28 protein-coding genes and 1 tRNA gene are annotated in these 25,779 nt (G+C 60.7%); 24 read left to right on the forward strand and 5 right to left on the reverse strand.

The genetic code is table 11. The features are described from left to right. Nucleotides 1-4 precede the first annotated feature (4 nt). Genes BN1137_RS20630 through BN1137_RS20720 form a run of 21 tightly spaced genes read left to right on the forward strand, consistent with a single transcriptional unit; the run spans nt 5 to nt 15,137 of the window. Nucleotides 5-466 carry a head completion/stabilization protein gene (locus tag BN1137_RS20630; protein WP_050720391.1) on the forward strand — a complete coding sequence of 154 codons (462 nt, stop codon included), beginning with the start codon at nt 5-7 and terminating at the stop codon, nt 464-466. A gap of 20 nt (nt 467-486) precedes the next feature. Beyond that, entirely contained in the window at nt 487-999 is a 513-nt protein-coding gene (locus BN1137_RS20635; RefSeq protein ID WP_050720392.1) for a phage tail protein, read from the forward strand. Further along, a complete protein-coding gene (locus BN1137_RS20640) occupies nt 996-1,682 on the forward strand; it encodes a phage virion morphogenesis protein (RefSeq protein ID WP_050720393.1) in 687 nt (228 codons plus the stop codon). The genes BN1137_RS20635 and BN1137_RS20640 overlap by 4 nt, the downstream gene beginning before the upstream one ends. Before the next feature lie 4 nt (nt 1,683-1,686). Continuing rightward, entirely contained in the window at nt 1,687-2,811 is a 1,125-nt protein-coding gene (locus BN1137_RS20645; RefSeq protein WP_050720394.1) for a DUF2586 domain-containing protein, read from the forward strand. A 3-nt stretch (nt 2,812-2,814) separates the two neighbouring features. Beyond that, a complete protein-coding gene (locus BN1137_RS20650) occupies nt 2,815-3,270 on the forward strand; it encodes a phage protein (RefSeq protein ID WP_042654650.1) in 456 nt (151 codons plus the stop codon). 3 nt (nt 3,271-3,273) lie between these two features. Continuing rightward, complete coding sequence (locus tag BN1137_RS20655) at nt 3,274-3,483, forward strand: TraR/DksA family transcriptional regulator (protein ID WP_042654649.1); 210 nt, start codon at nt 3,274-3,276, stop codon at nt 3,481-3,483. A gap of 25 nt (nt 3,484-3,508) precedes the next feature. Continuing rightward, nucleotides 3,509-3,835 (forward strand): phage holin, lambda family, encoded by a 327-nt coding sequence (locus BN1137_RS20660; RefSeq protein ID WP_005892368.1) that lies wholly within the window; start codon nt 3,509-3,511, stop codon nt 3,833-3,835. After that, complete coding sequence (locus tag BN1137_RS20665) at nt 3,822-4,283, forward strand: glycoside hydrolase family 24 protein (RefSeq protein WP_050720395.1); 462 nt, start codon at nt 3,822-3,824, stop codon at nt 4,281-4,283. Before BN1137_RS20660 ends, BN1137_RS20665 begins: the two co-directional genes overlap by 14 nt. Nucleotides 4,284-4,336: 53 nt before the next feature. Continuing rightward, nucleotides 4,337-4,735 carry a hypothetical protein gene (locus BN1137_RS20670; protein WP_232306991.1) on the forward strand — a complete coding sequence of 133 codons (399 nt, stop codon included), beginning with the start codon at nt 4,337-4,339 and terminating at the stop codon, nt 4,733-4,735. Continuing rightward, on the forward strand, nt 4,632-4,862 hold the full coding sequence (gene lysC / locus BN1137_RS22960; RefSeq protein WP_232306992.1) for an Rz1-like lysis system protein LysC: 231 nt from the start codon (nt 4,632-4,634) through the stop codon (nt 4,860-4,862). Before BN1137_RS20670 ends, lysC begins: the two co-directional genes overlap by 104 nt. Then, nucleotides 4,859-5,119 (forward strand): putative phage tail assembly chaperone, encoded by a 261-nt coding sequence (locus BN1137_RS20675; RefSeq protein WP_042871608.1) that lies wholly within the window; start codon nt 4,859-4,861, stop codon nt 5,117-5,119. The genes lysC and BN1137_RS20675 overlap by 4 nt, the downstream gene beginning before the upstream one ends. A 50-nt stretch (nt 5,120-5,169) precedes the next feature. Next, a complete protein-coding gene (locus BN1137_RS23205; RefSeq protein ID WP_408605562.1) occupies nt 5,170-5,304 on the forward strand; it encodes a DUF6890 family protein in 135 nt (44 codons plus the stop codon). 9 nt (nt 5,305-5,313) lie between these two features. Further along, nucleotides 5,314-7,260, forward strand: a complete 1,947-nt coding sequence (locus tag BN1137_RS20680) for a phage tail tape measure protein (protein WP_050720397.1) — start codon at nt 5,314-5,316, stop codon at nt 7,258-7,260. Beyond that, nucleotides 7,260-7,583, forward strand: a complete 324-nt coding sequence (locus BN1137_RS20685; RefSeq protein WP_050720398.1) for a DUF2590 family protein — start codon at nt 7,260-7,262, stop codon at nt 7,581-7,583. Before BN1137_RS20680 ends, BN1137_RS20685 begins: the two co-directional genes overlap by 1 nt. Next, on the forward strand, nt 7,580-8,767 hold the full coding sequence (locus BN1137_RS20690) for a baseplate J/gp47 family protein (protein WP_050720399.1): 1,188 nt from the start codon (nt 7,580-7,582) through the stop codon (nt 8,765-8,767). The genes BN1137_RS20685 and BN1137_RS20690 overlap by 4 nt, the downstream gene beginning before the upstream one ends. Then, complete coding sequence (locus BN1137_RS20695) at nt 8,760-9,362, forward strand: phage tail protein (RefSeq protein ID WP_050720400.1); 603 nt, start codon at nt 8,760-8,762, stop codon at nt 9,360-9,362. The genes BN1137_RS20690 and BN1137_RS20695 overlap by 8 nt, the downstream gene beginning before the upstream one ends. Then, on the forward strand, nt 9,359-11,665 hold the full coding sequence (locus tag BN1137_RS22965; protein ID WP_050720401.1) for a phage tail-collar fiber domain-containing protein: 2,307 nt from the start codon (nt 9,359-9,361) through the stop codon (nt 11,663-11,665). Before BN1137_RS20695 ends, BN1137_RS22965 begins: the two co-directional genes overlap by 4 nt. Before the next feature lie 13 nt (nt 11,666-11,678). Further along, complete coding sequence (locus tag BN1137_RS20705) at nt 11,679-12,104, forward strand: tail fiber assembly protein (protein WP_050720433.1); 426 nt, start codon at nt 11,679-11,681, stop codon at nt 12,102-12,104. Continuing rightward, complete coding sequence (locus BN1137_RS20710) at nt 12,101-12,982, forward strand: hypothetical protein (protein WP_050720402.1); 882 nt, start codon at nt 12,101-12,103, stop codon at nt 12,980-12,982. Before BN1137_RS20705 ends, BN1137_RS20710 begins: the two co-directional genes overlap by 4 nt. Beyond that, nucleotides 12,979-13,527: a baseplate complex protein gene (locus tag BN1137_RS20715; protein WP_050720403.1), complete on the forward strand. Its 549-nt coding sequence runs from the start codon at nt 12,979-12,981 to the stop codon at nt 13,525-13,527. Before BN1137_RS20710 ends, BN1137_RS20715 begins: the two co-directional genes overlap by 4 nt. Beyond that, nucleotides 13,524-15,137, forward strand: coding sequence for a hypothetical protein (locus BN1137_RS20720; protein WP_050720404.1), 1,614 nt, complete (start codon nt 13,524-13,526; stop codon nt 15,135-15,137). Before BN1137_RS20715 ends, BN1137_RS20720 begins: the two co-directional genes overlap by 4 nt. Nucleotides 15,138-16,184: 1,047 nt before the next feature. Here BN1137_RS20720 and phoU read toward each other — a convergent pair. The 5 genes from phoU to tadA all read right to left on the reverse strand — a co-directional run bounded on the left by phoU (nt 16,185) and on the right by tadA (nt 22,658). Beyond that, the gene (gene phoU / locus BN1137_RS20725; RefSeq protein ID WP_050720405.1) at nt 16,185-16,895 is read right to left on the reverse strand and encodes a phosphate signaling complex protein PhoU; all 711 of its coding nucleotides are present in this window, start codon (nt 16,893-16,895) and stop codon (nt 16,185-16,187) included. Between the two features lie 158 nt (nt 16,896-17,053). Next, nucleotides 17,054-17,872 carry a phosphate ABC transporter ATP-binding protein PstB gene (pstB, locus tag BN1137_RS20730; RefSeq protein ID WP_005328825.1) on the reverse strand — a complete coding sequence of 273 codons (819 nt, stop codon included), beginning with the start codon at nt 17,870-17,872 and terminating at the stop codon, nt 17,054-17,056. Nucleotides 17,873-17,975: 103 nt separating this feature from the next. Next, nucleotides 17,976-19,625 (reverse strand): phosphate ABC transporter permease PstA, encoded by a 1,650-nt coding sequence (gene pstA, locus BN1137_RS20735; protein ID WP_050720406.1) that lies wholly within the window; start codon nt 19,623-19,625, stop codon nt 17,976-17,978. 51 nt (nt 19,626-19,676) lie between these two features. Further along, nucleotides 19,677-21,914, reverse strand: a complete 2,238-nt coding sequence (locus BN1137_RS20740) for an ABC transporter permease subunit (protein WP_050720407.1) — start codon at nt 21,912-21,914, stop codon at nt 19,677-19,679. Between the two features lie 204 nt (nt 21,915-22,118). After that, complete coding sequence (gene tadA / locus BN1137_RS20745) at nt 22,119-22,658, reverse strand: tRNA adenosine(34) deaminase TadA (RefSeq protein WP_083443499.1); 540 nt, start codon at nt 22,656-22,658, stop codon at nt 22,119-22,121. Between the two features lie 306 nt (nt 22,659-22,964). Here tadA and BN1137_RS20750 point away from each other — a divergent pair. The 3 genes from BN1137_RS20750 (at nt 22,965) to aceB (ending at nt 25,777) form a co-directional block, all read left to right on the forward strand. Further along, a tRNA-Pro gene (locus BN1137_RS20750) sits at nt 22,965-23,041 on the forward strand. A 277-nt stretch (nt 23,042-23,318) separates the two neighbouring features. After that, nucleotides 23,319-23,459, forward strand: a complete 141-nt coding sequence (locus BN1137_RS22765) for a hypothetical protein (protein ID WP_198150691.1) — start codon at nt 23,319-23,321, stop codon at nt 23,457-23,459. Nucleotides 23,460-24,169: 710 nt separating this feature from the next. Then, nucleotides 24,170-25,777: a malate synthase A gene (gene aceB / locus BN1137_RS20755; protein WP_050720408.1), complete on the forward strand. Its 1,608-nt coding sequence runs from the start codon at nt 24,170-24,172 to the stop codon at nt 25,775-25,777. The last annotated feature ends 2 nt before the right edge of the window (nt 25,778-25,779 follow it).

Genomic DNA, 25,779 nt, shown 5'->3' on the forward strand with positions numbered 1-25,779 from the left:
CGCCATGTTTGCAGGCAAGGACATCGACTACAGCGCCGCCACTATCCGCAATGACGGGTTCTGGCCGGATGTGGCCATCGCTGACTTCGAGCGCCGCCGCGCCGTGCCTGCCGATCTGGATACCCAGACCACCGGCGCCGCCCTGCTGGCCGCGGTCTCTGAAATCAACCTGCAGCTCGAAAACCACCAAGCCGCTCTGCAGGGCAAGGGCTACCACACCGCCGCCGAGGTACCCGGGCCCAGCCTGGAAGGCGGCGCCAATGCGCTGACAGAGCAGTATCTGGCCGCCGTGTTTGCGCGCGCCAAGGCGGCCCTGCTGCCCGAGTTCGCCAGCGTCACCGAGCGGGCGACCGCCAACAACCAGTTAGAGCGAACGCCAGACCAGCGCGCCCACCTGCTGGCCGAGAGTCAGCAGTTGGTGCGCAGCATCAAGGGCAAGCACAGGGCGGGGGTCTCGCTGATATGAGCCCAGATAAAAATGCAGTCATGAACGAGCAACAGGCCCAGGGCTACTTCCTGCATGCGCTCCACGCCGAGCTGTTGCGGGTGTTGCCGGCCAAGTGCCACAAGACGCTGGATAGCTGGATGGAGAACGGCACCATCCGGCTGGAGCCCAAGAACATGGGCCCCACCGGAGTGGATGTGGCATGGCTCACCTATCAAGCGGTGTTCACCATCGAGCAGTTGCCGTTTCGCGAGCTGGATCCCGCCATAGTGCTCGCGTCAGTGGCGGCCTGGGTGCAGGAGCATGACGAATTCCGCGAGCGGTTCGAGCTGAGCGATCCCGAGTACGCCGTCACCCCGAACGATGAAAGGACAGCTGACCTTGAGATCCAGCTCCCCTTCACTGAGCCGCTGCGCCTGGTTGAACACGAGCAGGGCCCCATCAACTGGGACGGTAAACGCTGGAACGTGGCCCCCTATGACATCTGGGTGGCCGACCATATCAACCTCAATGTCGGCGACACCGGCCATCACCAGATCGGTGACCCGTCATGATCACCATCACCCTGGACACTCGCCGCAGCAAAGACCAGCTCAACCTGCTGGCCCTGCCACCCAAGAAGCGCAAGCGCCTGGTGTGGCGAGCAGCCAACGAGATGAAAAAGCTGGCCGCCCGTAACGTGCGCCAGCAACAAGACCCCAACGGCCAGCCGTGGGCACCGCGCAAGCGGGGCAAACGCAAGATGTTGCGTGGCCTGCCCAAGCTATTGCAGATCCGCGAGCCTCGTCAGGACGTGGCTGAGCTGGGGTTCACCAAGGGCACCATGAGCGCCCACGCCGGGGTCATCGCCAACACCCACCAGAAGGGGCACACCTACAAGGTAACGGCAGCCAGCCGGCGCCGTATTGCCCCCAGCGACGGCGGAAAAAACAAGCAGGCCAGCAAGGCACAAGCCCGCAAGTTGCGGGAACTGGGGTTCAAGCGCCCGGGCAAGCGCAAGCGGGCATACCGCTCGGCCTCACTGGGCTGGATAACGGGAAACCTCAACTACGCCCAGGCGGGGTTGCTGATCAAGAAACTCAAGGATGAACCGGCGGCCGAGAGCTGGGAGATCCAGCTACCCGCCCGCCCATTCCTGGGCGCCAACACCCAGCAGCGCGCGCAGGCCTTTGCCCGCTCGCTGCAGAGCATCAACTACGGCTGGGACGTCAACAAGCAAGGCATGAAGGGGAAATAACGGCATGTGGCCTTATGTACAGATCAACAACTTGAACCAGATGCAGGGGCCTGTGACGGAAGTCGAGCGTCACCTGCTGTTCATCGGCAGTGCGCCGACCAACACCAACAAGCTGCTCTCGCTCAACACCCAGTCTGACTTTGACAAGCTGCTGGGCGAGGCTGACAGCGAGCTGAAAACCAACCTGCAGGCCGCCATGGCCAACGCCGGCCAGAACTGGACGGCCGCCGCCTTCGTGCTGCCGACCGACATGGACTGGAAAGAGGCGGTGCGCGAGGCCCAGAAGACCCAATCCTTCGAGGGCTGCGTGGTACTGGGGCAGGAGTGGGACAAGGCGAATATCAATGCCGCCCACGCCCTCAACCAGGAGCTGATCGCCAAGTGGGGACGCTGGCAAGCCATGCTGCTGGCGGTACCGGGTATCGTCTCCACCGCCGAGGGTGGTCAGGACTGGAGCGAATACGAGGCAGAACTGGCTGCCCTGCAGGATGGCATCGCGGCTGAATCAGTCTCTCTGATCCCGCAGCTGTGGCCCAACCTCATCGGGGCTTACGCCGGCCGCCTGTGCAACAGGGCAGTGAGCATCGCAGACAGCCCTTGCCGGGTGAAAACCGGCGCTGTGGTCGGCCTTGGCAACAAGCCAACGGACAAAGACGGGATCCCGCTGCCGCTGGCCACCCTGCAGACCCTGGAAGCCAACCGTTACTCGGTGCCGATGTGGTACCCGGACTATGACGGGCTCTACTGGGCCGATGGCCGCCAGCTCGATGCCGAGGGCGGCGACTACCAGGTGATCGAAAACCTGCGTGTGGCTTACAAGGTCGCCCGCCGGATGCGCCTGCGCGCGATCGCCCGCATCGGCGATCGCTCGTTCAACTCCACCCCGGGCAGCACCGAGGCCGCCGTCATGTTCTTCGGCAAGGACCTGCGCCAGATGGCCAGCGCCACCACCATCAACGGCCAACCGTTCCCGGGCGACATTGCCTCACCCAAGGATGGCGACATCCGCATCCAGTGGACCGCCAAGAACCTGGTCTCCATCTATGTGGTAGTGCGCACCGTGGACTGCCCCAAAGGGATCACCGTCAACATCATGCTCGATTTGAGCCTCAACAACGGGGAGGGCTAACCCATGACCCGCCGTATTTCAGGCCAGTCCTTCGACACCACCCTGATGGGCACCATGGTGCACATCGAGAAGGCCAGCCTCTCCATCACCGACAACAGCGCCGTGGCGCAAACCCGTGGCATCCCTGATGGCTATATCGATGGGGATGTGGCCGCAGAGTTGGAGTTCGAGCTCGACGCCAAGAACTTCAAGATGCTGTGTGAGAGCGCCAAGCGTCAGGGCAGCTGGCGCGGCATGAAGCCGGACGATGTGTTGTTCTACGCCGACACCGGCGACGAGACCATGAAGGTGGAAGCCTTCGGCGTGAAGCTGGTGATTTCTGACCTGCTCGATATCGATCCCAAGGGCGGCAGCAAGGGAGTGCACAAAATCAAGGGGTTCGTTACCTCCCCAGACTTCGTGCACATCAACGGCATGCCGTACCTGTCGGATGACGACACCCGTCACCTCAAGGGCTAACCGATGGATCTGATCGACCGCGCCACCCAACACGCCGAGCGGATGCTGGCGGCCCAGCTGGATAGCCAGCTTGGCCGCAGCCACTACCAGGGCGAGAGCTTGCACCTTTGCGAAGCGTGCGATGACCCGATCCCGGAGGAACGCCGCCAGCGAGTACCCGGGGTGCGCAAATGCGTGCCCTGCCAGAGCCGCGCAGAACGTCGTGGCCAATAAGCATCGAGAACGGGATATGAACCCTATGCCAAACAAAGATCCCACCCTCTGGGCTGCCCTGCTGGCCTGGCTGATGGACAACTGGCCCGCTGTCTATGGGGCACTGCTGGCGCTGGCCATCGCCTTCCTGCGCATCACCTATGCCGGTGGGCGGGGTCGCCGCCGGCTGATTGAATCCCTGCTGTGTGGCCTCATCACCCTGGCGGCCGCCACCGGAACCCACTTGCTCGGGATCCCCCAGGAGGCCACACCGTTACTGGGTGGCATGGTGGGACTGCTTGGGATCGACATCATCCGCGACCGTGCGGCCCTGATGCTGCGCAAGAAGGAGGACAACAATGCCGCGCAGTAACTATCACCCGCAAGTGGCCGCCTTTCTCGACCTGCTCGCCTTTTCCGAGGGCACCAAGGGCTGGGGCGATGACGGATACGACAAGCTGGTCAATCCGGCTGGGTTCTTCACCGACTACAGCACCCACCCGAACGTGCTGGTGCAGGTCAACAAGACCATCAGCAGCACCGCCGCCGGTCGCTATCAGCATCTGTCAAAGCACTGGCCCCACTACCGTGACCAGCTTGGCCTGCCGGACTTTGGCCCTGAGTCACAAGATGCCTGGGCAATCCAGTTGATCCGCGAGCGCAAGGCGCTGGCCGATGTGATCGATGGTCGCATCCCCCAGGCCATCAGCAAGTGCGCCAACATTTGGGCCAGCTTGCCCGGCGCCGGCTACGGTCAGCGCGAACACAAGCTGACTGACCTGCTGGCCAAGTTCACCGAATTTGGCGGGGTGCTGGCATGACCGACCTCAAAGGCTTGCTCTCCTCTGTTTTTCTCATGGTCCCGATAGGGGTCATGTTGGCAGTGGGATGGATGTTCATCTCGATGGGGGGTCGCATCAATAGCTTGCGGGACGAACTGGCCACCGCCAACGAGACCATCACCGCCCTGCAGACGGTCAACAGCCAGCAGGCCACCGAACTACAGGAGCAGCAGCTGATAACGGCGAGCTTGCGCCTGCTGCTTAACGACCAGAACGCGGCCTTGGCCGAGCTCGACAACCAGAACAGGAAAACCGCGAATGAACTGCAAGATGCCTTGGCCACGCCGCCGGCGGGCCGCCCGGATTGCGCTCGCGAGCCTTTGCCTGCTGGCGCTTTGCGCCTGCTCCAGCCAGCCCACCACAGTGGTGCAAACCAAGGTGGTAAAGCGGCTACCGCCGCCGGGGCTGGTGCCCCACTGCCCGGAGCCTGACTTTACGGGGACCACCTACGGCGAGGCCGTGCGGTTTATCCCCACCCTGCAGACGGCGCTGCGGCGCTGCCAAACCCAGATCAACACCCTGAACCATTGGATTGAACAAGAGGAAACCACCCCATGAGCAAAAAAATCACCCTGACCATCGCCGGGACCGACATCAGCTTTGAACCGACCATGACCGCCTACAACGGCTTCATCAACGACATGATGCCCAACGACAAGGTAGCGCCGGCTCACAACTACCTGAAGAGGATCGTCTGCACCGAGAGCAAAGAGGCACTCGATGAGCTGCTCCAGCGTCCCAGCGCCGCGCTGCAGCTGGCTGGCGCAATCAACAAAGAGTTCGCCCCTGATCTGGAAATCACCGTAAAAAACTGACCGCGCGTGCCGAGGCCATCGAGCGCAACCAGCTGGAGCAGGTACTGGCACTGCGGCGCTACTACCTGCCCCATGAGGACGACGACATCGAGAGCCTGGCTCGCGCCACCTGGTTAGACAAGTATCACCGAGACTCCAACGCCATCGCCGTGGCCGAGGGCATCGCCAAAGCACTGAACGGATAAGAGACCCCTATGGCCTGGATGGAAAAATTGATGATGCAGGTGGCACTGGTTGACCAGGTCACCAAGCCCCTTGCTGGTATCAATGCCCAGATGGACAAGGTCAGCAAGGCTGGCCGCCAGGGCTGGAGCAGCATGGCCATGGGGGCGACCACCGTCGCCGGCGGCGTCATGGCGATCCAGGGGGCTCTTGGCCCCGCCATCGAAATGGATCGGGCGCTGGCGGAAGTGGCCTCCCTCGATGTGCAAACGGATGTGCTCGGGGCACTGGGCCGTGAAGCCCTCGCCCTGTCGGTGCAATATGGTGAATCCGCCACAGACATCGTCCGTTCTTCTTACGACATCCAGTCAGCAATCGCCGGGCTGGAGGGCAACGAACTGCCCGCCTTTACCCGCGCCTCCACCACCTTGGCCAAGGCCACCAAAGCCGATACCGCCACCATCACCAACTACATGGGCACCATGTACGGCATCTTCGAGCAGCAGGCCAAGCAGATGGGCAAGGCCAACTGGGTCGAGGATGTGGCCGGCAAGACCGCGCTGGCGGTGCAGTTGTTCAAGACCACCGGCCAGGGCATGGCCGATGCCTTTGGAGCGATCGGTGCCAACGCCACCGCCGCGGGCGTTTCGATGGATGAACAGTTCGCCGTGATCGGCCAACTGCAGGCCACCATGAGTGGCGGCGAGGCCGGTACCAAGTTCAAGTCGTTCCTGGCCGGGATCGGTGGTGCCCAGAAGGCACTCGGCATGCAGTTCACTGACGCGGCAGGAAACATGCTGCCGGTGCTGACCATCCTGGACAAGCTCAAGATGCGTTACGGCGAGACCATGAGCGTGGCAGAGGGGGACGAGCTCAAGAAGGCCTTCGGCTCGGATGAGGCGGTGGCCATGATCAAGCTCCTGATGACCAACACCAAGGGACTGGCCACCAACATCAACGCGCTGGCCAACACCCACGGCATGGGCAAGGCCGAGCAGATGGCCGCCTCCATGACCGACCAGTGGGAGCGGGTGACACAAGGATGGTTCGCCATCCGAGCGGCCGCCTTCGGAGTGGTACTGCCGGCCATCAATGCGGTGGTCGGCGTCTTTGCCGATGGCGCCAATGATGTGCTGCGTTGGACCCACCTCTTCCCGAACCTGACCAAGGTGATCAGTTATGCCGCCCTGGCTTTTATCGGTCTGGGTATGGTCACCGGCGCTTGGTTGCTGCTCGTCGGAATGGCTCAGTTGGCCGTCGTGGGTCTGGGTATCGTATTCGGGGCTCTAGCGTGGCCCATTCTGGCCGTAGCCGCTGCCATTGCCGCTCTGGTGATGTGGTGGGAGCCCATCAAAGCATTTTTCAGTGGCCTCATCTCCGCCATGGCCCCAGCTATATCAACCGTATTCGCACCTTGGGCCGCTATTTTGCCGGTGATCTGGGATGGCGTATCCAGTCTGATCGGCATCATCGCCCAGTGGCTTGGAACAACCAGTCAAGCCTCTGGCGCCTTCACCAACATGATCGCACTCGGGGAGGCTGCAGGAACCATTCTTGGAACAGTCTTCAAATTGTTGCTGTCGCCTATCTGGGCCGTGGGTAAAGCCATCCAATGGGTACTGGAAAAACTCAACGTATTACCAGGGGTTGACCTGGATATCAGCTCTTCAATGCCGGATCTCACCATGCCGACCATGCAGCCTATGACGATACCGGTCATGCCCGGGGTGATGAATGTGCCAGCGCAAGAGCGACAACAGGAGACGGTCAACGCGCCCCTCGCCCGCTACCGCCAGCAAGACCAGAGCAAGGTGCCATCCGGTGGCATTGGCCAGCAGCTGATCCAGGCCAACGCGGCCGCGACCTCTGCCAACCAGAAGCCGGCCAAGTCCCTGCATGTCGGCGAGGTGCACATCACCAACCAGAACCCGATGACCCCGGAGCAGATGGCCGAGAACGTCTGGCTGGAGACCAAGTGATGAATGAACCCAAGTACATCGATCTCCTGGTCGTCAACGGTGCCTGGCAACTCGATGCCGGCGGCCAGCCCCGCTACACCCAGGACCGCTACAGCATCGGTCAGGACATCAAGCACCGCATCATGGAGTCGGGGCTCGCCCGCAAGCTCATCGGCGAGCGTAGCCCGACCCTGCGCAGTGACGTGATGACCGAGATTGAACTGCTGATAGAAGACGACGAGCGGCTGGTGCCTGGCACCATCCTCATCAGTGAAGAGGCCCCCGACCGAGTGCTAGTCACCGCTCGCACCTATGAATTCGGCGAACTGAAGGTAACCCTGTGAACCTGCGCCCGACCGTGGACTTTATGGCCCTGCTGGCCGAGACCGGTGTCCCAACCACCGAACAGGCCATGGAGGCCGAACTCAAAAAGGAGGTGGTAGCCGCCGGCTCCCTCATCACCAATGACAGCGACGTGAGCCCGTTCTGGCGGCTGGTGCGCGGGGTGGTCATCACCCCGGCGCTCTGGCTTATCCGCACCCTCTTGGCTGGCCACGTGCTGCCCAACACCTTCGCGGCCACTGCCACCGATGCCTATCTCGACCTCAAGGCATGGGACGTGGACTTGACCCGCAAAGCCGACCAGAAAACCCGGGGCCTGGTCAACTTCGTCAAGGCCAACCCGAGCGAGGCCGTCACCATCCCGGCCGATATCTGGATCGCCACCGAGCGCATCAACGGCACTATCTACCGACTCAAACCACTGCTGGCGGTGGTGAGTCCTGCAGGCGAAGCCGTGGCCAAGGTGGTCTGCGAGGCGGAGTTCGCCGGCGCGGCCTGGAATCTGGCGCCGGGTTATTACAACCTGCTCAGTGAACCGGTGACCGGCATCCTGTCGGCCCGCAACGATGACAAGGAGTGGATCACCACCCAGGGCGCCGATGCCGAGGGCAATGACGCGCTCGGCCTGCGCATCCAGAACCAGTTCTCGGCGGTGGGTCGCTACCACATAGACGCGATTTACCGCTCCATGTTGGCCAGCGTCGCGGGCATTCGTGCCGATCACATATTCTTCGAGCACGAGGCCCCCCGGGGTCCGGGCACCGCCAACGCCTACATCCTGCTGGAGGTGGGTGCGACCCCGGCCAGCCTCATCGACCAGCTCAACGACTACGTGGGCCGCCAGGGCAACCATGGCCACGGCGATGACCTGTTTGTGATGGCCATGCCAGAGACCCAGCACAGCCTGACGCTGGCGATCTGGCCCCAGCCCAACCTCACCGACGAGCAGAAAACCGCACTGAAAGCCGGCGCCGAGAACCTGGTCAAGGCGGCGTTTCGCCAGTCGGCGGACTTTCCGAGCGTTACCCGCACCTGGCCGCGCTCGCGCTTCTCACTCTCCCAGCTGGCCCGCGAGCTGCACAGCCAGTTCCCCCAGTTGCAGAGCCTCAAGTTTGCGCAAGATGACATCGTGTCGGGGCTGGCCATCCCGCGCCTGAGCTCGCTGGAGGTGACCCTGCATGACTGACCCGACTCCGCTTGAACACAACCTACAGGCGCCGGTGCTACCCGATGCCAGCGCCCCCTGGTGGGAAGACGGCTACACCATCAGCCCGGCCCACGCCGAGCCCGAGTTTCTGGCCAAGGGGATCAACACCTTCTGGCAACGGCTCAAGGGCTGGCTGCTGCAGCCACTGGCCCAGCAAGACCCGCTGACCTGCTCGGAGTCCCTGCTGGCGCTGCTGGCCTGGGAGCGCGACATCACCCGCTTCAATGGCGAGCCGCTTGACCTCTTTCGCAAGCGGGTCAGGTTCGCCTTTGTAAACGCGAGGGACGCCGGCGAGGTTGCCGGCTTTAAACGCATCTTCGAGCGCCTTGGCATCGGCTGGTGTGACATCCACGAACGCCAGGCTGGCGCCCCCTGGGACGTCATCACCATCGAGGTGACCGACGGCGCCATCGCGACCAACCAGAAACTGATGGAAACCCTAATCCAACACTATGGCCGCACCTGCCGCCGCTATCGCTTCCAGGTGGTTTATCCGGTCACCTGCACCTTGCACACCGGCCGTATCGACATGAGCCAGCAGGTGTTCGGCGCATCACTCAAGAGGAACGCATGAGCCAGATCATTACCAACGCCTTCTCCCGCTACTGGCAGGAGTGCCTAGCAACTCAAGTGCCAGTGGTACTCGATGAGTTCGTGCTGGCCAACGTGCCGGATCTCGATCCCGATGCCGCCATCAACCCGGACAGCGGCCTGCCGCCGGCGGGCCAGATTGTGCACCGCCACGCGGTGGACCAGCGTGGGCGCATCAACAATGATGCAGTGGCCTACACCATCGTGATGGACACCACGGTTGGCGATTTCAGCTTTAACGCCATGTACCTCATCAACAAGACCACCGGCGTGGTGGGGATGATTGTGCACAAGGGACTGGAAACCAAACTCAAGACCAATGAGGCGACCGGCCAGACCGGCAATTCCTTAGTGAAATCCATGCTGATGGAGTACGACCGGGCCAGCGAGGCCACTGTCACCCAGGTGGATGCCAGCACCTGGCAGATTGACTATGCCGCCCGCCTTCGCGGGATGGACGATGACCTGCGCCTGCAGGCGCTGCAGTTCTTCGGGCCGGCCACCTTCTACGGTAACGGCTTTAACTTGGTCAACGAATCTGGGGTTTACAAGGTGCAGCCCGGGGTGGCCTATGTGGGTGGCCTGCGGGCAGAGCTTAACGAGATCAAGAAGGTGACCCCGGGCGCCAAGCCGGTGGGGCTCTGGCTCGACATCTACCGGGCGGGCTCCTTGCTTGATGCCTGGGTGAATCACTTCAGCCTGACCCTGAGCGTGCCGGACATGGTCGATTACCTCGACAGCAACGGGCACATGCACCACGTCGCCAAGGTGGCCATCATCAATGCAGACGGCAGCGTCACTGACGTGCGCCGCAAGCGCACCATCGAGCTGACCGGGGATGTAGCCGGCAAGGGCATCCTGGAAGACGCCCAGGGTGTCTGCATCGCGGTGGAGATCAAAGACGGCAGTCACCGCCACCAGTGGGGCGAGATCGACAAGGTGCCAGCCACCGCCAGCCGCTGGCCAACCTATAGCGAGGTGACGGACAAACCCACTTTGGAGCAAATGGGAGGATACCCGAAGACCGGCGGCCCCCTGGACGGGGGAGTCGACGCAAAAGACACCATCTACGCCAGAGCTGGGCTGATAGCCCGTTCGCGAGGTGGCAGTAATGGCGGCACCTGGCTTGGTCTTGAAGCCCCGGAAGATGCCGACCCGTACATCAGCGCCAAGGTTAATGCCGAAAATGCCCCATCAAAGGTCATCGGTATTGGCAGAAGTGAGATCACCTTCTACAAGCGCTTTACTACGAACAGCATGCGGATTTCGGACAATGCCGGCCTCAAATTTAGCCCCAATGCTGACCTTTCCGGGGTGAGCTGGGGCTTAGGGATGGACTCATCAAATGGCTACTACGGTTTTCATCGCTACCTTGACGGAACGTGGAAAGATGCGCCGATGCAGTTCCCTGCAAGTGGTGGCGTGACCGTCAGCGGCCCCATGGTCGTGGCCAAGGGCTACGCAAGGATTGAGTCATCCAGTCACAACATCCTTGAACTGAGTCAGCCTGACCATTCGTCCTCATTGATTTACAAACCGGTGAATCAGCAATCTATCCGCTTCGCTCGTGGCAATGGCTCAGCTGGAGATATACATGGCTACGGTGAAGTGGATGGCGATGGCTTCCGTACGCTGTCAGGTCGATTCCGTGCTAACTATCAAGCTGCCAACCGTGCCTGGACAGCGATGGGGCAGTGCCCATTTTGGCTTGAACCTCAACCTGTTGGGGGAAATGGCACGCTGCACGGCCTTATGGGTACTCAATTTGTTTACCCCGGATACTGGGCCGTTGAGATGTATCACGGAGTTTTCAACAACGACACCAACGCGGGCAACCTTGCCCATGTGTTTGTCGGCACGGATGGGGGGAACTTCACCAAAATCTGGCAGCTTTCCAATGCCGGCCAATTGCTCTCTCCAGGTGGTTGGAGAATAGAACCCAATGGCGATCTGTTTAGCCCCCGACTCGGTGGCACTAATGTGGTTGATTGGGTGGTTGGCAACTTCGCAGGCAAGAATGCCGCCAGCGGCAACGCCGATATCGTCGCAGGTGGCTGGGGGCAAGTCGGTACCTATATGTTTGCCGCACTGGTTAACGGCGTGGGCCAGCCCGGGCTCAGTGGCGTGATTGCCGGCGGTTATCTACGCCCATCGGGTGGTGGCGAATGGAGTTATGACAACGGGATTGCCTTACCTGGAACATGGAAGCAGCTCGGCAGCCTTCTCAACATGAACGGGGATGATCGGTGGGATGACCGCTCGACTCTCTTTATCCGCATCGCGTAACACGGTCACTACCATGGAACAGATTCAAATCATCAGTGCATTGCACCCTCGCCACATGTCGGATGACACCACCTCGATCACGTTGGATGTATTGTTTTCCCACCTCCCCGCCCCCGTGCAGTTCACTGCACGAAAAGATGACCCAGAGGCTCATGGGCGCGAGCTCTACAGCCGGGCGGTATTTGGTGAGTTTGGCGATATCGAGGTGCTAACACCTCCCCCGCTAACCGAGGCCGAGCAGCAAACCCGCCTGAATGCGTTACTCAAGCAAGCTGCCACCGCCATGGCACCGCTGGAGGATGCCGACAAGCTGGGCATCATCAGCGAGCCAGAGCGCGAACAACTCACCGCCTGGCAGCGCTACCGGGTCGCCCTCTACCGCTTACCGCAAAGCGAAGGCTGGCCCGCAGAGGTCACTTGGCCAGAGGCGCCGCAATGAGTTGGACACGAGGCCAGCTGGCCTGGCCCGCCAGTGTCGCCAGCCTGCACTCCCACGCCCAGGGCGTGCTAGGCCAGCTCCCGGCCACCCAAGATAGCGCCATCGCGCGCCTGCAGGAGCTTACCGGGCGGGCCCAGTACCGGACCCACCCGCTCAGCGAGCAGGCCGCCACCCTGGCGGGTCTGCGCGCCGAGCTCGACCAGTTGCTGGTCACTGGCCGCTGCCTCACCGTCACCCCCTACCTGCACGGGGTCGGCCAACAGCAGGGCCAGCAGTTCAGCCTAGCTGCCCCCAATGCAGTGGCCACCCTGGCCGCCAAACTGCAAGACGGGGCAGACCCCCTTCTGCCCAGCGGCCAACTGCATGCCCTCGCCTGGCTGGTCACCGGCAATAGCGCCGAGGACTTGGCCAAGCAGCTGGCTATCCTCTGCGCCCTGCTGCCGTTGCCGGAGTGGTGCGCCACCCTGCGCCGCCTCACCGCCAACAACGACACCATGAGCCAGCCCACCGCGGCCAAGGTGCCGCGCTGGCGCGCCGATGAGCCATTGACCTGGGCACCGCTGCGCCCTACCCGCCTGGCTCTGGGGGCAGAGCTAGCCCAGTTAGAGAGCCTGGCCCGGGACAGCCAGACCCCGATTGCCAAGCTGCAGGGGCTGGCGAAGCGCCGTGCCAACCGCCTGGTCACTCTCGCCGAGGCGCAGGCCAAGCTGGGCACCCTCTCCGGCACGCTCTGGCACTGGCAAGGGCAGGGGGATACGGCCAGCCTTGCCGCCCAACTCGGGCAAAGCTCCCCACCAGACCACAGTCAGAGCATGACGGTCGGTGCCCTGCTGCTCTCCCCGTCCCCGCTCACCTTCTGGCAGGAGTTAACCCCATGAGCCAAGCCATGCTGACCCTCGATGGCGAGCCCATCATCATGAAGTCGATGCGGGTGTCCGCATCGATGCAGTTTCAGGACAAGGACCAGAGCGGCCAGACCAGCTCAACCAGCAGCGCCGAACAGGGCGCCAAGGGCAAGGAGCTCGACATCTCCGGCCTCATTCCGTTCAAGGATGAGCGCATGCTGAGCCGGCTGTTTGAGCTGGCCGATGCCAAGGGCAATGGCGGAAAGCGTCACGTCTACCGGGTCGGCTCGCTGTTGGCCAAGTCGGTGAAGGTGCGCCAGGCCAAGTTTGCCGGGCGCATCACCGCCAGCGAACAGGAGGGGCTGCTGGCCTGGCAGGTGCAGTTCACCTTGAAGGAGTTCAACTCGGTACCGGAGAAGCGCGAACAACGCTTGCCGAAGAAAGCCCCCACCGTCGGCCAGGGTACCGCCAACACCAGCGCCGCCAAGCCTGGCACCAAAGGGACTGGTGACGACGAGCAAGACCTCAGCAGCTTCGAGCGCTATGTGCTCAAACCGATGGATGACATGCTGGCATGAAACTCTCCACGTCACTGACCCTCGCCGGCCAGCCTGTGCACCTAGTCGACCATGACCTTGTGCTGGACATCAACGCCGGCGGCCGCGCCGCCCTGACCATTGAAGGAACGGCCAGCAAGGGGCAGACCTTCACCCTGGACACCGGCTATAACGGTGACCTGCGCCGCTGGTTCACCGGTTACGTGTACGACGTGCAGCCTGCCGCCAATGGCGCCAGCAAGCTGCTGTGCCGCGAGCTGGCCGGTGCCCTGGGCTCCCGGCTGCCGGTCAGCCAGCAACACGCCACCCTGCGCGGCCTGCTGGCCTGGCTGACCGACCAAACTGGGCTGACCTTCCTGCTGCCCCAGGGCAGCGACTACACCGACCGGCCGATCCCGAACTTCACCAGCGCCGGCACAGGTTATCAGCTGCTCGACAACGCTGGCCGCGCCTTTGAGGTGCCCGACTTTGTCTGGTACCAGCAACCCAATGGCGCCATCTTTGTGGGCAGCCATGCCGACAGCCGCTGGCATGGCAAGGAGGTGACACTTGATTCCGCCTGGTCAGGCCGCCAAGCGGGCGACACCCTGACCCTGTCGCCGGTCCCGTCCATCCGACCCGGCACCATCATCAACGGCAAGCGGGTGATGCGGGTGCGGCTCAAGGGTGAAGAAATGACCCTGACCACGGCCACCCCTGGCAAGGTCACCAAGTCACCGGAACGGCGCAAGATAGAGGGGGTGTTCCCGGAGCTCGCCGACAAGATGCACCTACCCAAGTTCGGGCGGGTCGAGGCCATCAGCGATCAGGCCAGCGCTGGCCAGCTCAATGACCCCTTTCGCCCCCGCTATGCGGTGGACGTGCAACTGCTGGGTGAGGATGGCCAACCGGACAAGGCAACCCCGCTTTATCGGGCCGTGCCGCTACCGGTGCAGTTCGGCGGGCAGGAGCAAGGGCTGCTGCAGTTCCCCCTCGAGGGGACGCTGATTGAGCTGGGGTTTGCCTTTGGGCGGGCCGACCGGCCCTTTATCCGTACCGTGCTCGGCAGCAGCTGGTCCTTGCCAGACATCGCCCCGGGTGAGCAGTTGCAGCAGCAACGGGCCGAGGTGTTCCACCGCACCGATACCGTGGGCAACCTGCGCCGCCATACCGACCGGCGCCTGCATGACCGAGCCCTGCAGATGCACCACCAGAGTGACGACTACCTGGGGGAACATGGCCAGCATCGGCTGCAGGTGGCTCAGCACAGTATCGAGGAGGTGGGCGGGCTCAAGCTCATCGAAGCGCTGGGGGCCATCGAGCTGCTGGCCGGCGACGATCTCACTCTGGCGAGTCTGGGTAATATGAGCCAGACCACGGCGGGGGATCTGGTCGAGGTGGTGGGACAACTGCGCCGAGCTGTTGCCGGCGAGCTGCAGCACCTGGAGGCACCCCGTTCATGGATGGGGAGCGAGGGTGTGAACATCTTCCGACTGCTGCTGCAGCTGATGAACGTGGTGGAGCTGCTGGCCGCGGCCACTGCCAGCCACACCCACAGCGGCGGGCCAGTACCTGGTAACAACGAGGCCATGACGGGACATGGCCAACAGGCCAAGCAGTTGGCAGACCAGCTATCCCCCATCATCGAGTAAGTCACCAAGCGAAGAAGGCCCCACACCGTGGGGCCTTCTTCTATCTGCCTGACAGCGCCTGAGCATGGCCAGGGAATGGCGCCACATGAAGAGGCAGCCATCGGGCAGCGCTGCATCATACGTGAAGCCTGCGAACGCTCACAGCCTCCCTGCGCATGGCGGCGACACCCACCGCCGCGTCTGCGTCACGGAAACCGCGCTCATCCGCTCCCGCCTGCGGGGTTCACCGATAAAATTTTTTGCAAAAGTGGATTACCGCAAAGCCATAGGCCCAGACCGCGCCAGATAAAGGATCTTCGGCTTGGTGAGGATCTGAAAGGATCGAAGGAAAGTGCAGGGTTTTACAGTTTGAAAGAGGTCTGGTTAGCGATACCTAAAACGTAAGCCTTTGAATGTATTAGAGTGGCCGTGTTTTCCGTGAGGATTTGAAAAATCAGGAAGGATCCGGTTTGGTGCGAGGGGACCGCTGGAAGACATTTTGTTTCAGACAGTTAGGTGTAATGAGGGGGGATTTGATAACTGAAACTTTGAAAGGGCTCAGCGACCTTGGATACGCTGGTTGACCTGCCCCACAGAAAATAGATTTTCTGTGGGGCAGGTCACGCTTGATACTGCTCTAGTAGAAGTGGACCCCCTGGCCGGTTACTGAGTTGATTCATAGCTCCACATTGCCATAGCGTGGACACATTTAGGGCGAAAGAAAAGAAAAATCCATTAATTTCAAAAACATAGGAAACAAAAAAAGACAGCCTAGGCAGTCATGGTAACCACAACATCAACGAACTGCGTTGATCATTGGTTTCACCGGTGCGTCCGCCAAACAAAAAAGCCCCAGCGATGACTGGGGCTTTTTATTTCTAGTTTCTCGATGTGGTCACTACGTGGACAAGAATTAAAATAAATCCTTTTATTTCAATTAATTAGCCTGTCAACTCAAGGCGCTCAACGCGCCTTTTTATTCATTTACAACGGATTACTGGCCGATAGACCGCATAATCAGCCGTCTTGGTTGTCGCCGTGCCAGCCGTATTGAGCCAGCAATCAGACTCAATGTTTGCCGAGCAAGTCGCTCAGCTCATCAGCCTTGGTGTGGCGCACGTCCTTGCCCTTGACGTAGTAGACGATGTATTCGCAGATGTGCTGGCAACGATCGCCGACCCGCTCGATGGCGCGCGCCGCCCACAGCACGTTCAGTACCTGGGGTATGGTGCGCGGATCTTCCATCATGTAGGTCATCAGCTCGCGGATGATGGACTCGTACTCCCGGTCCACCTTGTCATCTTCCTTGTAGACGACGATGGCCGCCTCCAGATCCATGCGGGCGAAGGCGTCGAGCACGTCGTGCAGCATCTTGATGGTGCGACGCCCCATGTTCTCGAGCGACACCAGCGGCGGCTGCGGCTTGTTGGCGTTGTCGGTCAGCATGCGGGCAATCTTGTCCGCCACGTCGCCGATGCGCTCCAGATCGGTGATGGTCTTGATGATGGCCATCACCAGGCGCAGGTCGGAGGCGGTGGGCTGGCGCTTGGCGATGATGCGGGTGCACTCTTCGTCGATCGCCACTTCCATCGCATTGACCTTGTGGTCGTTGGCTACTATCTTGCGCGCCGCATCCAGATCCTGGATGTGAATGGCGGCGATGGCATCAGTCAGCTGCTGCTCGACCAGGCCGCCCATCACCAGCACCTGATTACGCACGTTTTCCAGCTCGGCATTGAACTGACCGGAGATGTGTTTATTGAGGTTCATATTGTCCATACAAATAATCCTTATTGCTCCGATTATGCCTTAGCCACTGAACTGACCGCTAATGCGTTTATTGACGTTCAGGCTGTTCATACCAATAACACCCTTTGTCGTGTTTATTGACCTTCAGGCTATTCATATCAATAACCCTTTGTCCCATCGCTCGGGTCTTAGCCGTAACGACCGGTGATGTAGTCCTCGGTCTTCTTCTTGGCCGGGGTGGTGAAGATGGTGTTGGTGTTCGAGTACTCGATGAGCTCGCCCATGTACATGAAGGCGGTCTGATCCGACACCCGCGCTGCCTGCTGCATGTTGTGGGTGACGATAACCACGGTGAACTGGCTCTTGAGCTCGTTGATCAGCTCCTCGATAGTCAGGGTGGAGATAGGATCCAGCGCCGAGGTCGGTTCATCGAGCAGCAAGACTTCCGGCTCGATGGCGATGGCACGGGCGATGACCAGACGCTGCTGCTGACCACCGGACAGGCCGAAGGCATTGTCATGCAGCCGATCCTTCACCTCTTCCCACAGGGCCGCGCCGCGCAGTGAACGTTCGGCGGCCTCATCCAGGGTGCGGCGGTCGTTGATGCCCTGCAGACGCAGGCCATAAACCACGTTCTCGTAGATGGACTTGGGGAAGGGGTTGGGGCGCTGGAACACCATGCCCACCTGACGGCGCAGGGCGGAAACATCCACGCTCTTGTCATAGATGTTGTGGCCGTGCAGCTGGATCTCTCCCTCGATGCGGCAGATCTCCACCAGATCGTTCATCCGGTTGATGCAGCGCAGCAGAGTCGACTTACCACAACCGGACGGGCCGATAAAAGCCGTCACCTGCCCTTTCGGGATCTTCATGTTGACGTTGAACAGCGCCTGCTTGTTGCCGTAATACAGGTTGAGATCCTTGACCTCGAGCGCGGTCTGTTCCGGGCTCAGGTTGAGCAAGTCCAGGGCGGTATGCTGGGTCGAAGTCGGTGTTACGTTGATCATCTGTTACCTCAATCAGTTCAAGGTGGCCGGATGTACTCCGGCGACCATCATGCTGCTGATGGCGGCCGCTGGCCGCGCATCTCTTGTCTCTGGGGTGGCTGGATTAATGCTCCAGCGACCGGAATTTCTCACGCAGGTGGTTACGAATACCGATAGCCGTCAAATTCAGGCCGACGATCACCGTCACCAGCAGGAAGGAGGTGGCATACACCAGCGGCCTTGCCGCCTCGACGTTCGGGCTCTGGAAGCCGACGTCGTAGATGTGGAAGCCCAGGTGCATGAACTTGCGCTCCACGTGCAGGTACGGGAAGTTGCCATCCATCGGCAGGGTCGGTGCCAATTTCACCACCCCCACCAGCATCAGCGGCGCCACTTCACCAGCTGCGCGCGCTATCGCAAGGATAAGGCCGGTCATGATGGCCGGGCTCGCCATGGGCAACACGATGCGCCACAGGGTCTCGGCCTGGGTGGCGCCCAGCGCCAGCGAGCCTTGACGAATGGTACTCGGGATACGCGCCAGCCCCTCTTCGGTGGAGACGATCACCACCGGCAGGGTCAGGATAGCCAGGGTCAGCGCCGACCAGATGACGCCGGGGGAGCCAAAGGTCGGGCTCGGCAGCGCTTCCGGATAGAACAGCTGATCGAGCGAGCCGCCGAGCGTGTAGACGAAGAAGCCCAGACCAAACACCCCGTACACGATGGAAGGCACACCCGCCAGGTTGATCACCGCGATGCGGATGATCTTGGTCAGGTTGTTCTTGCCCGCGTATTCGTGCAGGTAGACCGCCGCCACCACGCCGAGTGGCGTGACGATGACCGCCATCAACAGCACCATGAACACGGTCCCGAAGATGGCCGGGAACACGCCGCCCTCGGTGTTGGCCTCGCGGGGGTCATCGGAGACAAACTTGCCAATCTGATGGAACCAGTGCCCCACCTTGGCCGGCAGGCTCATGTCGTTGGGCCATACCACGTCCAGTACCTTGGACATGGGCATGCTGACCAGTTCGCCACGCATGTCCTTGACGGTGATGGAGTCCCGGTCCGCCTGGGTGCGCAGGGAGAACAGCTCCTTCTCCAGCACCTGGTAGCTATCGTTGAGGGTCTGCCGCTGTTTGGCGAGATCCATCTTGAGTGCGTCAGTCAGTTCCCCTTCCAGCTCGGCCTTGCGCTCTTTCAGGCGCAGCCGCTCCAGCTGGTAGTTGATGCTGCCGATGTCACCCTTTTGCAGATCGTTGGCCTGTTCGGAAAGCGCATTGGCCCGGGCCAGCACCCGCTGCAGAGCGGGGTGCAAGTCTGCCGTCAGCGCCTTGCCATCTTCTTTCACCCCAACGATGTAGCCGTAGAAGTTGCCGTTGGTGGTGCGCTCGACCATGGCGAGCTCGGCCGGCAGGGTCCGGGACTTGATGTCGGTCTCCAGCACCCAGCGAAAATCGAGGTCGACGAATTCGCGGTTGCCGGTCTTGACCAGATAACGGGTCAGCTCCTCGCGATCCTCCCCGGCCAGCGCCTGACCGGCGGAGCGCAGCCGCTCGACCGGAACCAGTTCACGATCGTTGATCTCGCCGATCAGCACGCTCTTGTTGCCATGCTCATCCTGCAACTGCCACTCATAGATGGGGTGCGGCCAGAAGTAGATCAGACCACGCCAGCCGATCAGCAGCAACAGACCCAGTACCGCTATCAGACTCAGGCTGACGGCACCGCCGGTCATCCAGATCCAGGGGGCCCCTGATTTAAACCACTTACCCATTATCGATTCCTTGTTCATATACAGAACGCCGCTTTTTAATAGAACTGCGCATTACAGAGAGCTGTATTTTTCGCGCAACCGCTGACGGATGAACTCGGCCAGGGTGTTGAACATAAAGGTGAAGACAAACAGGACGAAGGCCGCGAGGAACAGAACCCGATAGTGGGAGCTGCCCACTTCCGATTCCGGCATTTCCACCGCGATATTCGCCGCCAGGGTGCGCAGCCCCTGGAACATGGAGAAGTCCATGATGGGGGTATTGCCGGTCGCCATCAGCACTATCATGGTCTCGCCCACGGCGCGGCCAAGGCCCATCATCACCGCCGAGAAGATGCCCGGACTCGCGGTCAGGATCACCACCCGGCTCAGGGTTTGCCAGGGCGTGGCGCCGAGCGCGAGCGACCCTTGGGTGAGGTGCTTGGGCACCGAGAACACCGCATCCTCGGCGATGGAGAAGATGGTGGGAATGACCGCAAAGCCCATGGCGATACCGACCACCAGGGAGTTGCGCTGGTCAAACTTGATACCCATCTCGTTGGTCAGCCAGATGCGCGAATCCCCGTGCATGAAGGCGTTCTCGATGAGCGGGCTCAGGGCGAAGGCGCCCCAACCGATGAACAGCAGCACCGGAATGAGCAAGATGGCGTGCCAGCCGTCCGGCAGCCAGGTCCGGCCGCGCTCCGGCAGGTAGTTCCAGATCAGCGCCGTCAGCAGCATCCCCATCGGCAGCAGGATCAGTAGCAGGATCACCCCGGGTAGCGCCCCTTCGATGATGGGGGCGAGCCAGAGACCGGCCAGGAAGCCCAGGATCACGGTCGGCAGCGCCGCCATGATTTCTACCGTCGGCTTGACGTATTTGCGCAGGCCCGCCGACATGAAGTAGGCGGTATAGATGGCACCGGCCACACCGAGCGGCACCGCGAACAGCATGGCGTAGAAGGAAGCCTTGAGGGTCCCGAACACCAGCGGTACCAGGCTCAGCTTGGCTTCAAAATCGTTGCTGGCGGAGGTGGACTGCCACACATATTGCGGCTCGGGATAGCCTTCGTACCACACCTGTTGCCAGAGCGCCGACCAGGTCACCTCGGGGTGATCGTTCTCGACAGAGAACAACTTGAAGTTGTTCTCCTGCTGCATCATCAACAGGTTATGGCGAGGGGAGATGGCCAGCGCCGCCAGGGCGCCGCCTTCGACCTTCTCGCTCAACAGCTTGGTCTCGCCGGTGGCGTGGAAGAAGCTGACGGTACCGTCCTTGGCGCTGCTGATGAAGCCCTTACGGAAGTGCTCGGGGGTCAGCAGGTCGACCGGGCCATCACCCTTGAAGTCGCGGATCTGGGCGAACTGGCGCTTGCCATCCTTCGCGACTTCGAACCACTGGGAGATGATGCCGTTGTCATTGCCCACCAGCAGAGAAGAGGCGCCGGAGAGCAGCTCGACCTGGGTCACGTTGGCGTTGGGGGCGTTGATTTCCATCACGTCGCGCAGCGAGATGTCGCTGAGGTTGTGAATGTCATAGACCGACAGACGGTTGCCTTCGCGCACGAACAGCACGCGCAGGTTGGGGGTCAGCAACATCTGATCCACATGGCGCGGCAGGGAGGGAATGGCGTAGTTTTGGCTGCTCCACTCCACTTCGCCGGAGAGGAAGTTCTCCTCGCCGCTCAGTACCGTCATCACGCCACGACCGTCTTCAGTCATGGCGGCGGCGGCCATCTTGTCCTTGGTCGCCTCAAATACCAGGTGCTGCAACGCCTTGCCCTGGGGATCGACCACCATGGGCTCCTCACCGAAGGGATATTGCAGGCTGGGTTCGATGACCCGCACGTCGTTGGGATAGGAGACCTTGAAATAAGGCTGAACGACCTGCGCCTTGCCATCGGCAAAGCCATAGGCGATCAGCTTCTGGCCCGGGGCCGGGGTCGCGACGGCGGTGATCTTGCCGGCAATCTGGGTCTGACCCAGCACCTGACCCACCTTGAGGTTGCCATCGGCTTGCACCACGAAGAAGCTGACCTGACCCTGGTCGCTGAAGCGATAACCGATCTCGTTCTGCTCTTCAACGCCAAGCCAGGCGGTCTTGCCCTGTACCGGCAAGGTGAAGGAGGAGGTTGCTTCCATGCTGGCGCCATTGAAGATGGGTTTCACCACATAGAGCAGATAGAAGAATATAAGCAACAGGGCCACCAGTACCAGACCACCCCCTGTGGTCACTCCGTACTTGGCCAACTTGTCCTTGATCCGGCGTTTTCTACTGCCCGCCATGACCAGGTTGATCGATTCCGATGACATGCAAAACCTCAATGTGAGCTAGGCTTGGCGGCATTATATGGCGGTTGCATGACAGTTTTGTTACATCAAGGGTGATGAAGAGCAGGTTCTTTGCAGGAGAAGCGACGCGCTGCAGCGATCAGAAATGATAGCTGCAACTTACTGTTTATAAAGGGGGATTCGATATAGTGAAGCGCAGGGGAAGCCGATGCTTCCCCACATTGATCAGGCGTCTTGGTCGTTTACCTGCTTCAACGCCCGTTTTTCTGCCTTCTTCTCGGCCCGGCGCCGTTTGAAAAAGGCCGAGAGCTGGGCCGAGCAGGCATCCGCCAGCACATCGCCACAGAGCTCGACCCTGTGGTTGTGGCGGGGGTCCTGCAAGATCTCGAACACCGAGCCCGCGGCGCCCGTTTTGAGATCCCGGGCGCCAAACACCACCCGCTTGACTCGACTGTGGATGAGAGCGCCGGCGCACATGCAGCAGGGCTCCAGGGTCACATAGAGGGTGCTGTCGAGCAGCCGGTAGTTCTGCAAGCGCGCCCCGGCGGCGCGGATCGCCATGATCTCCGCATGAGCGCAGGCGTCATGTTCGCTGATGGAACGATTCCAACCCTCGCCTACCACCTCGCCCCCCAGCACCAGCACGGCACCGACCGGGATCTCCCCGATCCCTTCTGCCTGGCTGGCCAACGCCATGGCGCGGCGCATCCAGTGCTCGTCTTGCTCTGTCTGGCTGATATCGTCAGTCTTCTCTGATGGCGTCACGCCCGCTCCTCTTGCTTGTCTCTTTGCTTATCTTTTTGCATGTCTCTGATCCATGTTTCTCTACCGGCTCCCTATTTACCACTGACTGGCCTGCAATCGGTGCCGGGGGTGGTCTGGCATAGGAAGCATGCGGCCCCAAAGAGCCCAGTACGAATGGCCGCCGATTATGCCAAATCCCCCGCTTTAGCCCAAGTTGCATCGCCTCTGAACAATAAAGAAGCAATCGGCATCTCTCTGATAAAAAAGGAGTTGCACCCACTTGGTCATACCATTAGACTCCTTCTCCGTCAGCCGAGCTGACTCCGTCGGTGTGTAGCGCAGCCAGGTAGCGCATCTGCATGGGGTGTAGAGGGTCGGAGGTTCGAATCCTCTCACACCGACCATTTTCCCCGAAAATAGCCCAGTCTCTCGACTGGGCTATTTTTTTGTCTGCACTTTCTTCCCCACGCTATCTTCTTCTCTTATTCTCGTCTGCACCTCGCCATCCTGCTGCCATCGACCACAAACACAGCGCTGGCATGTTTTTTATACAGAACCACTTGAAGCTTTTATAAAGTGTCGCTAGGATACGCAACTTTTCCGCCGGCCATTCATACAAGGAGGTGGATAATCGGGTGAGGGAGTCACCAACCGGCTTGCAATTCAATGAGGCAAGCACCCATGACGCATATAGTTGATACCCAGCCCGACCAGCCCCTTCTCTCGTCTCAGCCCACCGCCATCGAATCCGCTGATACCGAGTACGGCAACATGGTGCACCTCGATGTGATCGATCTCGCCGCCCCGGATGATGACTATTGAGGCAACCCGGTGCCATCCACCCAGTGCCACCACCTGCAACGCTCGGATGGCCGATTGTCGACCCCATCTTGCGCTATATCTCCCGGCAAACTCTCGCCGATAAAAATAACAATAAAATGCTTAATTAATGCTCATTATTAGCATTAATAGCTACCTACATCCCTTGAACGCCCTCCTCTCCCTGCACGGTCCAATGATACAAACCTACGTTTTTGCTCGTCATTTCAATGACGCATCCCCCCTGCGCCCCTCCCCCGCTCATTTCCTTATTTGGTTTTAAACAGCAGTTCACCAACCAACGCCGCTGCGAACTGGATACTCACTGCATTCACAGTCTGTATTTCATACGCACGTTTTTACCAAGCTTGGAGTTAGGTCGGGATTTGTTTTTGCATTGGTAATTTTATTACGTAATTAATTACATTTTGCGTGTCTGGTAGAGCGCCCATCTACCCTGCCTGGGGAGCGGGATGAACAAGAGCATAACCATCTGCGTAGAGCTTTTACGCTAACCAAATAAATCCATTAAAAACATAATCTTAATAACCAACCAAAAACGGCTGTTTAAAAAATGAGGTTGACGGGACGCACAATGTTTTGCACCTTAGTAAGCGTGTTACCTCGCTGTTTCAACGGGGTTAAGAAAAACAGGGATCGACGTTAGTCGTAGTTAATAAGTTCAAAATGTAACTTTCAAAGGAGTGAACCCTATGTCGGCACCAGCCCAGACCATCAGCAGCACCCGTCTGCGTATACAAGGCGAGATGCTTCCCGAATACGCGCAAATTCTGACGCCCGCTGCGGTGGCCCTGGTATCTGAACTGGTGGAGCGCTTTGCCCCTCAACGGGATGAACTGCTGAAACAGCGGGTGGCCCGCCAGGCACGCATCGACGGTGGCGAGTTGCCGGACTTCCTGCCTGAAACCGCCCATATTCGCGAGGGCAACTGGACGGTGCGCGGCATCCCTGCCGATTTGCAGGACAGGCGGGTGGAGATCACCGGGCCGGTCGAGCGCAAGATGGTGATCAATGCCCTCAACGCCAACGTGAAAGTGTTCATGGCCGACTTCGAAGACTCCCTGGCACCGGCCTGGAATAAGGTGATCGAGGGTCAGATCAACCTGCGTGATGCGGTCAATGGCACCGTCGCCTACCAGAGTCCCGAGGGCAAGTCATATCGCCTCAACGCCAATCCGGCGGTACTGGTCTGCCGGGTGCGCGGCCTGCACCTGCCGGAAAAACACGTCACCTTCGACGGCGCCCCCATTCCCGGCGGCCTGTTCGACTTCGCGCTCTACTTCCTGCACAACTACCAGGCGCTGCTGGCCAAGGGCTCAGGCCCCTACTTCTATGTGCCCAAGTTGCAGAGCCACCTGGAAGGGCGCTGGTGGAGCGAGGTGTTCGCCTGGACCGAAGACAAGTTCGGCCTGCCCCGTGGCACCATCAAGGCAACCGTGCTGATTGAAACCTTGCCGGCGGTGTTCGAGATGGACGAGCTGCTCTATCAGATGAAGGATCACATCGTTGCGCTCAACTGCGGCCGCTGGGACTACATCTTCAGCTACATCAAGACCCTGAAGAACCACCCCGACCGTGTCCTGCCGGACCGTCAGGTGGTCACCATGGACAAGCCGTTCTTGAGCGCCTACTCGCGCCTGCTGATCAAGACCTGCCACCAGCGCGGTGCCCTCGCCATGGGTGGCATGGCGGCCTTTATTCCGGCCAAGGATCCCGCAGTGAATGAGCAGGTGTTCGCCAAGGTGAAGGCGGACAAGGAGCGGGAAGCCAACAACGGTCACGACGGTACCTGGGTAGCCCACCCCGGCCTCGCCGATACCGCCATGGCGGTGTTCAATGCCGCCATTCCCGCCGGCGAAAAGAACCAGATCACCGTGCTGCGTGAGCAAGATGCTCCCATCACCGCCGCCGAGCTGCTGGCCCCCTGCGAGGGTGAGCGTACCGAGGCGGGCATGCGCACCAATATCCGCATCGCCCTGCAATATCTGGAAGCCTGGATAGGTGGCAACGGCTGCGTGCCCATCTACGGCCTGATGGAAGATGCGGCCACCGCCGAGATTTCCCGCACCTCCATCTGGCAGTGGATCCGCCACGGCAAATCGCTGTCAAACGGCCAGGTGGTGACCAAGACCCTGTTCCGCCAGATGCTGGCCGAAGAGCAACAAGTAGTTAAAACCGAAGTCGGCGAGGCCCGCTGGCAAGCCGGCCGCTTCGCTGAGGCCAGCGGGCTGATGGAGCAGATCACCTGCGCCGATACCCTGATCGATTTTCTGACGCTGCCCGGTTACGAGCGGCTCTGAAT

This window comes from Aeromonas tecta, assembly GCF_000820185.1.
In the GTDB taxonomy this organism is placed as follows: domain Bacteria; phylum Pseudomonadota; class Gammaproteobacteria; order Enterobacterales; family Aeromonadaceae; genus Aeromonas; species Aeromonas tecta.